The sequence below is a fragment of the Plantactinospora sp. BB1 genome (assembly GCF_003030385.1).
Taxonomy (GTDB): Bacteria; Actinomycetota; Actinomycetes; order Mycobacteriales; family Micromonosporaceae; genus Plantactinospora.
Genome location: NZ_CP028159.1, coordinates 3,524,440 through 3,537,696, shown reverse-complemented (window position 1 = coordinate 3,537,696; position 13,257 = coordinate 3,524,440). Strand labels below are relative to the sequence as shown.

Annotated in this window: 12 protein-coding genes and 1 pseudogene; 11 read left to right on the top strand and 2 right to left on the bottom strand. The window is 75.2% G+C overall.

Annotation, left to right across the window (positions count from 1 at the left end; translation table 11 throughout):
- The first annotated feature begins 4 nt into the window (after window positions 1-4).
- The 10 genes from C6W10_RS15485 (at window position 5) to C6W10_RS15440 (ending at window position 10,939) form a co-directional block, all read left to right on the top strand.
- Window positions 5-1,150, top strand: coding sequence for an exonuclease SbcCD subunit D (locus tag C6W10_RS15485; protein ID WP_107258691.1), 1,146 nt, complete (start codon window positions 5-7; stop codon window positions 1,148-1,150).
- The gene (locus tag C6W10_RS15480; protein ID WP_107258690.1) at window positions 1,150-3,633 is read left to right on the top strand and encodes an AAA family ATPase; all 2,484 of its coding nucleotides are present in this window, start codon (window positions 1,150-1,152) and stop codon (window positions 3,631-3,633) included. Before C6W10_RS15485 ends, C6W10_RS15480 begins: the two co-directional genes overlap by 1 nt.
- Complete coding sequence (locus tag C6W10_RS15475) at window positions 3,630-4,601, top strand: hypothetical protein (RefSeq protein WP_107258689.1); 972 nt, start codon at window positions 3,630-3,632, stop codon at window positions 4,599-4,601. Before C6W10_RS15480 ends, C6W10_RS15475 begins: the two co-directional genes overlap by 4 nt.
- A 74-nt stretch (window positions 4,602-4,675) precedes the next feature.
- A complete protein-coding gene (locus C6W10_RS15470) occupies window positions 4,676-5,533 on the top strand; it encodes a spermidine synthase (RefSeq protein WP_107258688.1) in 858 nt (285 codons plus the stop codon).
- Between the two features lie 165 nt (window positions 5,534-5,698).
- The gene (locus tag C6W10_RS15465) at window positions 5,699-6,391 is read left to right on the top strand and encodes a sigma-70 family RNA polymerase sigma factor (protein ID WP_107258687.1); all 693 of its coding nucleotides are present in this window, start codon (window positions 5,699-5,701) and stop codon (window positions 6,389-6,391) included.
- The gene (locus C6W10_RS15460; protein ID WP_107258686.1) at window positions 6,388-7,140 is read left to right on the top strand and encodes a zf-HC2 domain-containing protein; all 753 of its coding nucleotides are present in this window, start codon (window positions 6,388-6,390) and stop codon (window positions 7,138-7,140) included. Before C6W10_RS15465 ends, C6W10_RS15460 begins: the two co-directional genes overlap by 4 nt.
- Before the next feature lie 309 nt (window positions 7,141-7,449).
- Entirely contained in the window at window positions 7,450-8,082 is a 633-nt protein-coding gene (locus tag C6W10_RS15455) for a hypothetical protein (protein WP_107258685.1), read from the top strand.
- Window positions 8,083-8,465: 383 nt separating this feature from the next.
- The gene (locus C6W10_RS37295) at window positions 8,466-8,675 is read left to right on the top strand and encodes a hypothetical protein (protein ID WP_159079329.1); all 210 of its coding nucleotides are present in this window, start codon (window positions 8,466-8,468) and stop codon (window positions 8,673-8,675) included.
- Between the two features lie 45 nt (window positions 8,676-8,720).
- Window positions 8,721-9,716 carry a Pecanex-like protein 1 gene (locus tag C6W10_RS15445; RefSeq protein WP_234361762.1) on the top strand — a complete coding sequence of 332 codons (996 nt, stop codon included), beginning with the start codon at window positions 8,721-8,723 and terminating at the stop codon, window positions 9,714-9,716.
- A 302-nt stretch (window positions 9,717-10,018) separates the two neighbouring features.
- Complete coding sequence (locus C6W10_RS15440; protein ID WP_107258683.1) at window positions 10,019-10,939, top strand: DNA-3-methyladenine glycosylase; 921 nt, start codon at window positions 10,019-10,021, stop codon at window positions 10,937-10,939.
- A 70-nt stretch (window positions 10,940-11,009) separates the two neighbouring features.
- Here the strand turns inward: C6W10_RS15440 and C6W10_RS15435 are convergent, their stop codons facing one another.
- Window positions 11,010-11,510 (bottom strand): DUF1990 family protein, encoded by a 501-nt coding sequence (locus C6W10_RS15435; RefSeq protein ID WP_107258682.1) that lies wholly within the window; start codon window positions 11,508-11,510, stop codon window positions 11,010-11,012.
- Window positions 11,511-11,642: 132 nt separating this feature from the next.
- Here C6W10_RS15435 and C6W10_RS15430 point away from each other — a divergent pair.
- Window positions 11,643-12,152, top strand: a pseudogene (locus tag C6W10_RS15430) (GNAT family N-acetyltransferase); the annotation flags it as partial.
- Window positions 12,153-12,173: 21 nt separating this feature from the next.
- On the opposite strand, the gene C6W10_RS15425 reads toward C6W10_RS15430, so the two are convergent.
- Window positions 12,174-13,193, bottom strand: a complete 1,020-nt coding sequence (locus C6W10_RS15425) for a helix-turn-helix transcriptional regulator (protein WP_107258681.1) — start codon at window positions 13,191-13,193, stop codon at window positions 12,174-12,176.
- Window positions 13,194-13,257 lie beyond the last annotated feature (64 nt).

Below are 13,257 nucleotides of genomic sequence, written 5' to 3'. Positions count from 1 at the left end.
GACCGTGAAGATCCTGCACACCTCCGACTGGCACGTCGGCAAGGTCCTCAAGGGACAGTCCCGGGTCGGCGAACACCGCGACGCCCTCGCCCAGGTGGTCGAGGTCGCCCAGGCCGAGTCCCCCGACCTGGTGATCGTCGCCGGTGACCTCTACGACACCGCCGCGCCGACCCCCGAGTCGACCCGGCTGGTCACCCGGGCGCTCTCCGCGCTGCGCCGCACCGGCGCCCAGGTCGTCGCGATCGGCGGCAACCACGACAACGGCCCGGCCCTGGACGCGCTCCGGCCGTGGGCCGAGGCCGCCGGGGTGGCGCTGCGGGGCAGCGTCCGGGACAACCCGGCCGAGCACGTCGTCGACGGGACCACCGCCGACGGCGAGGCGTGGCGGCTGGTCGCGCTCCCGTTCCTCTCCCAGCGGTACGCGGTCCGCGCCGTCGAGATGTACGAGCTGACCGCCGCCGAGGCGGTGCAGACCTACGCCGACCACGTCGGGCGGGTGCTCGGCCGGCTGACCGAGAGCTTCGACTCCCCCGACCGGGTGCACCTGGTCACCGGGCACCTGACCGTGGTCGGCGCCCGCACCGGCGGCGGCGAGCGGGAGGCGCACACCGTGCTCAACTACGCCGTACCGGCCTCGGTCTTCCCGAGCAACGCGCACTACGTGGCGCTCGGTCACCTGCACCGGGCGCAGCAGGTGCTCGGCCCCTGCCACATCCGCTACAGCGGCAGCCCGCTGCCGATCGACTTCGGCGAGGAGGAGAACCGCCCCTCGGTCAGCATCGTCGAGGTGAGCACCCGGACCGCCGCCCGGGTCCGGGAGGTGCCGATCACGGCGGCGGCGCCGCTGCGCACCGTACGCGGCACCCTGGCCGAACTCGCCAAGGTCGACGACGGCACGTCCTGGCTGCGGGTCTACGTCCGGGAGGCGCCGAGAGCCGGGCTGCGCGAAGAGGTGCAGGAGCTGCTCCCCCGGGCCCTGGAGGTGCGGATCGACCCGGAGATGTTGCCGGCCGCCGGTGCGGGCCGGGCCGCGCAGCGGGCCGGGCGCTCCCCCCGGGAACTCTTCGCCGACTATCTGACCAGCCGGGGCCAGGTCGACGACGGGGTGCGCGAACTGTTCGACGAACTCTACGAGGAGGCGACCAAATAGTGCGTCCGCTCCGGCTCGACCTGGCCGGCTTCACCGCCTTCCGGGACGCGACCACCGTCGACTTCACCGACGCGGACTTCTTCGCCCTGGTCGGGCCGACCGGTTCGGGCAAGTCCAGCGTGCTCGACGCGATCTGCTTCGCCCTCTACGGCACGGTGCCGCGCTGGGGCGGCGCCCGGGGCATCGCCAACGCGCTGGCCCCGTCGGCGGCCGAGGCCCGGGTCCGGCTGGTCTTCGAGTCCGCCGGCGCGCGCTACGTGGCGACCCGGGTGGTCCGGCGGGACAGCCGGGGCAACGTCAAGACCGGCAACGCCGGGCTGCAACTGATGCCGCCCGGCTTCGACGTGACGAAGCTGGACACCGGGCTCAGCCCGGAGGACCTCGGCGAGGTGGTCGCCGGTACCCCGGCCGAGATGGACGACGCGGTGCTGGAGGCGGTCGGGCTGCCGTACGAGCAGTTCACCAGTTGCGTACTGCTGCCGCAGGGGCAGTTCGCCGACTTCCTGCACGCCAAGCCGGCGACCCGGCAGCAGATCCTGGTCAACCTGCTCGGCCTCGGCGTCTACGAGGAGGTGCAGAAGCGGGCGACCGCGCGGGCGGCCCGGGCCGACGCCGCGCTGGAGGCCGTCGACCGGATGCTCGACGGGCTCACCGGGATCGACGACGAGACGCTGTCGGCCGCCGCCGAGCGGGTGGACGCGATGCGGCAACTGGCCGACGGGGTCGACGCGGCCGTACCCGAGCTGCGGGCCGCCCGTACCGCCGCGACCGAGGCGGAGCGCGGGCTCGCCGCCCTCGACGCCGAACTCGCCGAGCTGGCCCGGGTCCGGCCGCCCCGGGACCTCGCGGTGGTCGCCGAGGCGGTCGCGGCCGCCCGGGAGGCGGCGACCGAGGCGTCGGCGGCGGTGACCGTGGCCGAGGAACGCGAGGAGAAGCTCCGGGGCGAGCTGGCCGGTGCCGGCGACCCGGCGGCGCTGCGGCTGCTGCAACAGGCGCACACCGAACGCCGGCAGGTGGCCGGCGAGGCGGCGACGCTGGCCGGCGCGCTGGAGGCGGCCGGTGCCGACCACGACGCGGCGGTGGCCGCGCTGGAGGCGGCCCGGGCGGCGGCGGAGCGGGCCCGGGCGGAGCTGGAGGCGGCCCGGGCCGCCTACCAGGAGGCGCAGACCGCCGACCGGGCGGCGGCGCTCCGGGCCCACCTGCACGCCGGGGCGCCCTGCCCGGTCTGCACCCAGCCGGTGACGGAGGTGCCGCCGCTGCCGGAGGGCTCGGCGGTGGCCGCCGCGAAGCAGGCCGGTGAGGCCGCCCGGGCCGCCGCCGACGCCGCCGACCGGCTGGTCGCCGAGCGGGACCGGGCCGCCCGGGAGCTGGAACGCACCCTCGACCAGGCCCGGGCCCGGCACGAGCAGCTGACCGCCCGGCTCGCCGACCTCGACGCCCGGCTCGCCGACTCGCCCGGCCCGGCCGCGCTGCGCGAACGGCTCGACCTGCTCGCCGGGCTCCGGCGGGACCTGGAGGCGGCCGGCGGGGCGGTACGGGCGGCCCGGGAGACGGCCCGGCGGACCCGGGCCGGCGTGCAGGCGGCCGAGGAGCGGTTGCGAGGCGCCTGGCACGCCTTCGACACGGTGCGGGACGGGGTGGCCCGGTTCGGTCCGCCGGCCGCCGACCGGGCGGACGTGACCGCCGCCTGGGCCGGGCTGGCCGACTGGGCGGCCCGGGCCGGCGAGGAGCGGCGGGCGAGCCGGGCCGGCGCCGCCTCGGCGGTGACCGAGGCGCACGGCACCGTCGACGCGGTCGCGGAACGGATCGCCGCGCTCTTCACCGCCGTCGGGCTCGACCGGCCGGCCGACGACGCCGACCCGGTCCGGCTGGCGGTGGTCGCCGTCGAGCGGGCCGAGGCCGAGCACCGCCGGCTGGTCGAGCGCCGGGAGCAGGCCCGGGAGCTGACCGAACGGCGGACCGGGCACGAGCGGGAGTCCCGGGTCGCCAAGGCCCTCGCCGGGCACCTGCGGGCCAACAACTTCGAGCGCTGGCTGCTGGCCGAGGCGCTCGACATGCTGGTCGACGGCGCCTCCCGGATCCTGCGCGAACTCACCGACGGGCAATACGACCTGGCGCACGACAAGGGCGAGTTCTTCGTGGTCGACCACCACGACGCCGGGCTGCGCCGGGCGGTCCGGACCCTGTCGGGCGGGGAGACCTTCCAGGCCTCGCTGGCGCTGGCGCTCGCCCTCTCCGAGCAGCTCGCCGGCCTCTCCACCACCACCGCCAGCCTGGAGTCGATCGTGCTCGACGAGGGCTTCGGCACGCTCGACGCGGCGACCCTGGACACCGTCGCCGCCACCCTGGAGAACCTCGCCGCCCGGGGCGACCGGATGGTCGGGGTGGTCACCCACGTACCGGCGCTGGCGGAACGGATCCCGGTCCGGTTCGAGGTACGCAAGGACGCCCGCAGCTCCCGGGTGGAACGGACCGGCCGGTGAGCACCCGGCTCTTCGTCGACGCCTGGGACCCGGCCTACGGTGCCTCGTTCGAGGCGGCCGGCGGCCCGGCGGCACCGAGCAGTGCCCAGGTGCAGACCGACGTCGAGCTGCCCGCCGACGAGTGGCGCCCGCTCGCCGCCCCGGACGGCATCGAGCCGCCGGACGTGGTGCTGCTGGTCGACGGGGTACGCCGGATCGACGCCAGCGTCTGGACCGAGGAGCCGGACGGCACCTCCTTCCCCGGCCTGGCCGCCTCGTACGCCGCCGGAGTGGTCCGGTGCGACCTGCGCCGGGGCGCCGCCGAACTGGCCGGTGCCGAGGTGGAGCGGGGACTCTTCACCGCCAGCCCGTCGGCGCAGGACGTGGTCGCCGGGCAGATCCGGTACGCCGTACACCGGCTCAGCGGGACCGGCGAGTTGAGCAAGCTGCCGGCGGCGGTCCAGGGGCCGCTGACCGCGCTGGAGGTGAAGGTCTCCGGCGCGGTCCGGGACGACGGCGACCTGCTGGTGGTGGACGGCCCGCTGCGCAGCCGGCGGCAACTGCCGCGCACCCTCGGCTACATCAAGACCCAGCACAGCCAATATCTGGAGGCCCGGCACACCGCGCTGGTCACCGGGCTGGCCGCCCGGGAACGCTCCCCGGTCTTCCGGCTCGGTACGGCCTGGGGCGGCTACTCCTGGTATCTGCGGCTGCCCGGCTCCGGGCGCGGCCCGTGGGCCGGGATCGTCCGGGTCGAGTGCTCGGCCGAACTGGCCGAGCAGCAGGCGATCGAGTTGGCGAACCTCTCCCTGGTCACGCTGCCGAAGTTCGCCTCCACCCCCTACAAGGACCCCCGGGCCCCGCAGAACCTGATCCCGATCGCCGGGCTGGAACGCCGGCTGCGGGCCCGGCTCGGCGACGGCCGGCTGCTGCACCGCGCCCTGACCCTGGCCACCACCCGGGCCGCCCCGCCGGCCTACACCGGTTGACGCCAGGTGTGCGCAACGGCTCGTTCCCGCCGACCGCCGACCGGGCCGGGAGGCCCGGCGGCGATACTTCACCGGTGGGGCGGAAACGGCGGGCCGACGCGCTCGCGGTGAAGGTGGCGGGCGGTCTGGCGGAGCTGCGCCCGGACCCGGACCGGCCGGGCTCCTACACCCTGCTGGTCGACGGGGCGCCGCAGTCGCACGTCGACCTCACCGACCCGACCCACCTGGAGTTCGAGTACGTCCGCCGGATCGCCATCGTGCTCGACCTCGTCGCGCCGGCCGGTCAGCCGCTCCGGGTGCTGCACCTGGGCGGTGGGGCGATGACGCTGCCCCGCTATCTCTCCGCCACCCGGCCCGGCTCGACGCAGCGGGTCGTCGAGGTCGACGCGGCCCTGGTCGACCTGGTCCGGGAGAAACTGCCCTGGCCGACCGACCCCCGGCTGCGGGTCCGGGTCGGCGACGCCCGGGAGGTGCTCGGCACGATCCGGGACGGCGACTACGACGTGGTGGTGGCCGACGTCTTCGCCGGCGCCCGCACCCCGGCACATCTGGCCTCGGTGGAGTTCGCGGCCGAGGCGGCCCGGGTGTTGCGCCCCGGCGGCGTACACGTGGTCAACGTCGCGGACGGTCCGCCGCTGCGGTACGCCCGCGCCCAGGTCGCCACCCTCCGGGCCGTACTCCCCGAGGTCTGCCTGGTCGCCGACTCGGCGGTGCTGCGTGGCCGCCGGTACGGCAACCTGGTGCTGGTCGCCAGCCGGGCCGAGCTGCCGGTGCCGGAGCTCGTCCGGCGTACCGCCGGAGACTGGTTCCCCGGCCGGGTGCTGGCCGGTGCCGACCTGGACCGCTTCGCCGACGGTGCCCGGGTGGTCGTCGACAGCGCCGCCCGGCCCTCCGCACCGCCCCCGCCGGGGAGCTTCGACATCGCCCGCTAGCCGGACACATCGGACGTCCCGGCCGCCGAGGTGCAGCTCCGGCACAACTTCTCCGAGCCGCGTTGATCCGGCCCGGCCCGGGATCCGTACTTCTCGGCGGCGGGATCGACCGGACCCCAGGCGGGGGGCCGGCTCACGCGCCTTCGACGCGGAGGTATGGGTGGGATGCAGGCGGTAGCCGGCGGATGGTATGGCGACACGGTCATGCCGGGGCGAATGTGCGCTGCCTCGCAACGCCGGTCAATTCGGTACCGGAAAAGTCTCGACGCGCGGCCGGCCGGACGGAATGATGGGCCGGTGACACCGCGACCGGCTGCCGGCCGCCACAATTCGACCCCCGCCGAGACCAGGCACTCCGACGAGCTCGTTCGCGTGCTCTACGAGGAACATGCCAAACCTCTGCTGATGTTCGTCCTGCGGCTGACCGGCGGCGACCGCCAGCGCGCCGAGGACGTGGTGCAGGAGACGCTGTTACGCGCCTGGCGCAACGCACACCGGCTCGGCACCCACGGCCAGTCGTCGTTGCGTCCCTGGCTCGTCACCGTCGCCCGGCGGATCGTGATCGACGACCACCGCAGCGAGCAGGCCCGACCCGCCGAGACGTACGACCGCGATCTGGAGGGCTTCTCCGAGTCCGACGACACGGACCGGGTGCTGCGGATGATGACCATCACCGACGCCCTGCGCACGCTGAGCCAGCCGCACCGGGAGGTGCTGGTGGCGACGTACTTCCGGGGGCGCACGGTGCCGGAGGCCGCCGAGGAGTTGGGGCTGCCGCTCGGCACCGCGAAGTCCCGGGTCTACTACGCGCTCCGGGCTCTCCGGGCGGCGCTGGTGGAGCGGGGGGTGACCGAGTGAGCGCCGAGATCCACTGGGACGTCGCGTCGTACGCGCTCGGCGTCCTGGACGAGCGCGACACCCTGCGCTTCGAGGAGCACCTGGCGAGCTGTCCGCAGTGCGGGCTGGAGCTGGAGTCGCTGCTGCCGGTGGTGGACATGCTGGGCGAGGTCGACGGCCGGGACCTGATGGCGGCCGACCGCGTCGAGTCCGACGGCGCGCTCTTCGAGCGGGTCGTTTCGGCGGTCGACGCGGACCGGCGGCGGGCCCGCAGCCGGCGGCTCTACAGCCTCGCGGCCGGTGTGGTGCTGGTGGCGATGCTGACCGGCCTGGCGCTCTTCGCCGGGACCCGGATCGCCGACCCGGGCACGACGACCGCGCAGCCGCCGGTCGGCACGGTCACCGCCAGCCCGGGGGCCACCGGCCGGCCGGCACCGACCGGCGACCGGTTCACCGCCACCGACCCGGAGAGCGGGGTGCGCATGGAGCTGATCCTCGGCACGACGCCCTGGGGCACCCGGGTCTCCTACGCGCTGAGCGGGTTGTCCGGCCCGAAGGTGTGCCGGCTGGTGGCGATCCACAAGAACGGCAGGACCGAGGCGCTCTCCAGCTGGAGGGTGCCACCCGGCGGCTACGGCACGAAGACCCAGCCCAACCCGCTGATGCTGGAGACCGCCACCTCCAGCGGCCTGGACGACATCGTCGGGTTCCAGGTGCAGGTGATCGACGACGACGGGTCGGTGGATCCCCTGGTGACCGTGCCGGCCTGACGGGCACGGCCCGGGTCGTGCGTCGGGCGCGCGATCCCGGAGTTTTGCGACCGGGCCGAGCCGGCCCACCGGATGTGGTCCCGGCGACGCCACGGCTCGGATAATTGCGCGCCCGAATCACGCCGCACCGCACCGCGGGGGCTTTGCCGGGCGGCGGAAAGCACGTGGTCACGACGGCTTCTGATTTGTACGTACCGCGCGTGGCAGCAGTTCAACGTTTTCGCTGTGAAATTGTCCACGACGAATTGCCTCAACCGGGCGGCCGAGGTGGCCGTACTTCCGGGCAACCTGTCCAGCAGAGGAGGGGACGTGGCACCGACGAAGCGTACCGGCGTCGTTCTGGCCGGCGCGGCGCTGGCCGCGTTGACGGCCTGCGCACCAGCCGGAACCACCCCGAACACCAGTGCCGCCGACAACGCGAAGCCGGCGGCGAACGCGGCCGCCGAGCCGACCGCCGAACCCACCGCCGAGCCGACCCCGCAGCCCGTCGAGGTGGCCGATGTGGACGTCACCGCCGGCCTGGTCGGCAAGCGGGTCCCCCGGATGGGTCAGGTGGTGACCGACGACAAGGGCTGGGTGCTCTACCGCTTCGACCGGGACTCGGCGAAGCCGCCGAAGACGACCTGCGTCGGCGAGTGTGCCCGGGTGTGGCCGGCGGCGCTGACCAACAGCACGCCGGATCTCAAGGGCGTCGCCGCCGACAAGGTCGGCACGGTCCTCCGGCCCGACGGCACCCGGCAGATCACCATCGGCGGCTGGCCGGTGTACCGCTACATCGGTGACAAGAAGCCCGGACAGTGGAAGGGCCAGGGCGTCGGCGGTACCTGGTTCGTGGTGACCCCGACCGGCACCAAGAACCTCAGCTGCCTGCCGACCGGTACGCCGAAGCCGGTCGCCCCGCCGCCCGCCGAGGGCGAGGCACAGAGCGGGCCCAGCTACTGACCGTCGATCCCACGGGTGCTGCCCCACAGACCCGGCGGCCGGCCGTTGCCAGGGTAGGCGCGGTCGGTCGCCGCCGTGGTCCCGGACGCGACGCGCGGCAACCGTCGCTGTCCGGCTGCGACGCCGGCCCGGTCCGGGCCGGCGTCGCGGCCTGTCCGGGCAGGCCCGACCGGCCACTGAGGAGGGTCACGCCGACCACCGGCGCCCGGTTCCGGCGACCGGTCCGGCGGCGCCACCGATGGTTAGCTCCCCGAAACATAATTTCCTTTTAAGTGGACCTCAAGAGATCCCTATCTTCTCTACCACGGTTTGACTCTCAGCCAACGCATTCCGTACGGTTTTTTTCGCACCGTTACCGGCTGAATATTCGGAAAGGCGGGAAGATGGAGACGATATACGCGTTGCCACGCGGCGACTACGATCGTCCCTCCGCTTCGCCGATCTCCGTGGCCGGCGCCGCGCCCGGTGACCCCCGCCGGGTCGACAGCGCGCCGATCGCCGGCATCCGGGCCCGCCTCGTCGCCGGCCCGCCCAGCATCCCGCACCCGCCGAGGACCCTCCGGTCGTCGGCACCACCAGCCTGGTCCCGCTGAAATCCGACCTCGCTGACCAATCCTCTAAGGAAGAGGTGGCACCACGTGAAGAACACCCCCGTCCGCTCCTCACGGCGGCGCTCGAACCGACCACCACGCAACAAGCGCCTGATCGCCGTGCTGGCCACGCTGGGCGTGTTCGGCGCGATCGTCACGGTCACCCAGGTCTCGAACGCCGGCACCTGGGGCCGCAACCGGCCCTCCGCGGCCAAGCCCTGCCCGACCGCACCGGCCCCGGCGACCAGCGCGCCGTCGACCAGCGCGCCGACCGGCGCCCCGGGCACGGCGAACCCGTCCTCCTCGGCCGCCGCCGAGGGCCCGGGCACGGCGGCGAAGCCGCAGACCCGGTCGTACCACGACCACGGTGCCGTGCAGCACCCCGGTGACGGGCAGGAGCCTGGCACCCTGGCCCAGCGCGGCCGGCCGGGCGGTGGCGGCGCCAACTGCACCCCGAGCCCGGGCACCAGCAGCAGCTCCGCGCCGGGCAACCCGGCCGCGCTGGAGCCGCTCGGCGCCGACTGCTCGGACAGCGACCTCCAGACGCACGACGGTTTCCAGAACGGTCCCCGCTGCGTCGGCACCGCCTTCGGTGAGGTCGGCGCCCCGGAGCAGAACCCGTCCCTGCTGATCACCCAGGCGCCGAACTCGGTCCGGGTCAACCAGCAGTTCACCCTCCGGGTCAGCACCCGCAACCTGGTCCGGGACCGGTTCCTGCCGGCCGGGCAGGGTGGCTACTACAAGGAGAGCTCCTTCCTCACCGAGGAGGGCCTGGTCCGCGGCCACTTCCACTCCGCCTGCCGGATGCTGGGCAGCAGCCGCTCCGCGCCGGACCCGGCGCCGGTCCCGGCGTTCTTCGTGGCCACCGAGGACGGCCGGGGCGGTGCCCAGCCGGACACCGTCACGGTGACCGTGCCGGGGCTGACCCAGCGGGGTACCGCGCAGTGCGCCGTGTGGGCCGGTGACGGCTCGCACCGGATCCCGATGATGACCCGCGCCAACCAGGTGCCGGCCTTCGACGTAGTGCGGATCACCGTCAGGTGATCCCGGCCGGCTCGGGCCGGCCGGCGGCCGCAGCGGTGAAACGCTCCCGCCACATCCCGCACCACCGGCGGCAACTGGTCCCCAACCCCCGCCGCCAGCAGGGAAGTCCGACGACGAGAGACCGAGAGGAGGAGGACCGGCTCGGACCCACCTGACACCGCTTGAGGCCGGACGGCACCGGAACGCGCACGGGCGTTCCGGTGCCGTCCCGTCGTGGTCCCGGTCCGCGCCCACTCCCCGGGCCCGGCACCCCACCGGCCCGCCGTTGCGGGCTGCCCGGTCCCGCGTGGCAGAGTGTCCGGGTGACCGCCACCGGGCCGACCGCGAGCCGGCTGCTGCGCCCGCCGCAGCGCTACCACCTGGAAGGCTCGGTCGGGTCGCTGGCGATGGGGGTGCACGACCCCTGCGCCCGGTTCGTCGACGGCACGTTCTGGTGGACCAGCCGTACCCCGGACGGGCCGGGGACGCTGGCGCTGCGCCGGGTCGGCGGTGACCTGGTCGCCGACGGCTACGGGCCGGGCGGTGGCTGGGTGGTGGACCGGGCCGACGCCGTGGCCGGGTTCCGCGACGACCTGACCGGCTTCGACCGGCTCGCCGCCGGGCACCCGCTGGTGGCGCGGCTCGCCAGCACCCACCGGGGGCTGCGGCTACCGGCCACCGGGCAGATCTTCCCCCGACTGCTGCGGGCGATCCTGGAGCAGAAGGTCACCGGCAAGGAGGCGTTCCGGGCGTACTCGGCGACGGTGCGCCGGTTCGGCGTACCGGCCCCCGGGCCGCTGCCCCGGCTCTGGGTCCCGCCCGAGCCGGCGGTGATCGCCGGTCAGCCGTACTGGGTGTTCCACCCGTTCGGGGTGGAGCAGCGGCGGGCGGAGACGCTGCGCCGGGCGGCGGCCGAGGCGGACCGGCTGGAGCGGTGCGCCGACCCGGTCGAGGCGACCCGCCGGCTCACCGCCATCGTCGGGATCGGCCCGTGGACGGCCGCCGAGGTGGTCCGGATCGCCTTCGGGGACCCGGACGCGGTGAGCGTCGGCGACTACCACATCCCGAACATGGTCGCCTGGGCGCTGGCCGGCGAGGTGCGCGGCGACGACGCCCGGATGCTGGCCCTGCTGGAGCCGTTCCGGGGTCACCGTGGGCGGGTCTGCCGGCTGCTGGAGGCCGGTGGCCACCACGCGCCCCGGTTCGGTCCACGGATGCCGCTCCGCTCCTTCGCCCGGTTCTGACCGCCGCACCGAGAGGTTCACCGAGCAGGTACCCGCCGGCCCGCCGACCGCCGTTGCGGTCAGCGGGCGGTCAGCGGGCGGCCAGCCGGCGGAGCACCGAGGCGCAGCGCCAGGCGTACCCGCGCTGGAAGAGCGGCAACAGCGGACCGGCGGCGAGGGCGAGCGGACCGGCCGGCCGGCTGAAGGCGGTGACGGTGAACCGGACCCCGCCGTCGTCGAGGCGCTCCACCAGGAACGCCTCCTCGCCCCGTACCGGGTGTCCCGGCAGGGTGCCGTAGCCGAAGCCGGCCCGGTGGTCGTCGCGTACCGCCCAGACCACCTCGCAGGGCGCGGCCAGCCGCAGCCGGCCCAGCCCGAGCCCGGCGGTGACCGTGCAGCCCGGCTCGGCCCGGGGCGCGCTGGCGTCGATCCGCACCCCCATCGCCCGGTGCATCCGCCAGGTGAGGACCGCCTCGCCGGCCGACTCGAACGCGCCCGCCGGCAGGGCGGCGCGGTAGCGCAGGTGCCGGTATCCGGGCGGCAGCCGGCCGGTGCGGGTGGCGCCGACCTCCGGATAGGTCAGTCCGGGCATCGCCTGGCCCTCCTCCCCGGGGGACCCCGCCGGGCGCCACGGATACGGCGTCGGTCCGTTCGGCAGCCTAACCGGTGGGACGCCCGCCGGCCGGGGTGGCCGGGCCCGGGGCGGAGCTGGTTGCCTGCGGGGATGTCCACGCCGCAGCATCCCCTGCCGGAGACCACCGCCGCGCCCGGCCCGATCGTCGTGCGACGGGCGACGGTGGCCGACGCCGGCGAGATCCTCACCGTGCAGCGGGCCGCCTACCTGAGCGAGGCGCAGCGCTACGCCGATCCGTCGCTGCCGCCGCTCACCGAGACGCTGGCCGAGATCCGGGCCGTGCTGGCGCAGCCGCCCGGGACCGGCGTCGTGCTGGTCGCCCGGCTCGGTACCCGGCTCGTCGGTGCCGTCCGGGCCCGGTTCCAGGGCGGGACCGGGCTGATCGGCCGGCTCGCCGTCGCCCCCGACCTCCAGGGCCGGGGAATCGGCGGCCGGTTGCTGCACGCGGTCGAGGCCGCCTGCCCCGACCGGGTACGCCGGTTCGAGCTGTTCACCGGCGCCGACAGCGAGGAGAACCTGCGGCTGTACCGCCGGCACGGGTACCTCGACTACGCGCACCGGCCGCTGGACACCGGCCCCGGACTGGTCTATCTGGAGAAGTACCGCACCTGCTCGGACGACTCAGCCGGCCACCGAGAGCAGCGCCTCGGCGACGGTGGTACGGCTGTTCAGCACGGTCCGGCCGGTCCGGTGCGTGGCCACCAGCCCGGCGGCCCGGAGCACGGCGAGGTGCTGCGAGACGCCCCCGGCCGAGAGCCCGGTACGCCGGGCCAGTTCGGTGGTGGAGACCGGTGAGCGCATCTCGGCGAGTACCCGGGCCCGGCCCCGGCCGAGTACCGCCGCCAGGCTGTCGGGTGCCTGTCGGGGTGTCTCCCAGAGCGTGGCGATGCCCCGGGCCGGGTACGCGAGCTGCGGCGCCGGGCCGGCCGCGACGCTGGCCACCGAGGGCCAGACGAAGACGGACGGGATCAGCACCAGCCCGTTGCCGTCCGGCACGTCGGCGGCGGTGCAGTGCTGCTGGGCGATGGCCAGCGTCTCCCCCTCCCAGCGGACCTGCCGGTGCAGGTCGTTGAGGAGTCCGGCGGCGCCGTCGGCGGCGAGCCGCCGGGCCCGGTGGTGCACCTCGGCGTCGAGCAGCAGGCGGATCCGGGCCCAGTCCGGTGCGAGCGCGATCCGCCAGTACCGGACGATCTCGTCGGCGAGCCGGCGCAGCCCGTCGGCCGGGTCGGCGTGCAGGTGGCGTACTGCCGGGGCGTCCCGGCCGGGGTAGCCGTCGAGGTCCGCCCGGACCACCTGGGCCGGGGTGGCGAGCAGCGTGGCGAGTTCGGTGTCGAGGTCCGGGGTGAGTCCCTCGGGTGCCGGGGTGAGGAAGTCGGGCAGGTAGTGCGGCCGGGCCGGGATCAACTGCCAGAGCAGCCCGCCGCCGGCTGTCCCGGCACCACCCGGCCCGAGCGGCCCGGTCAGGGCAGGGAGCAGGCCGGCGTCGACGAGCCGGGGGCGTACCCGGGTCGCCCAGGGCAGGTGCACGGCGTGGTCGCCGGCGTCGCGCAGCACCCGGACGCTGGTCGCGACCTCCCAGAGGCAGGAGACCGCGAAGCGGATCCGGGCGACGGCACCGCCCGGCAGACCGATGGAGACCACGTCGACCTCTCGTTTTAGGCAGAACTGAAAGAATACGGCGACCGGTGCGGGCGGCGGAGACTAC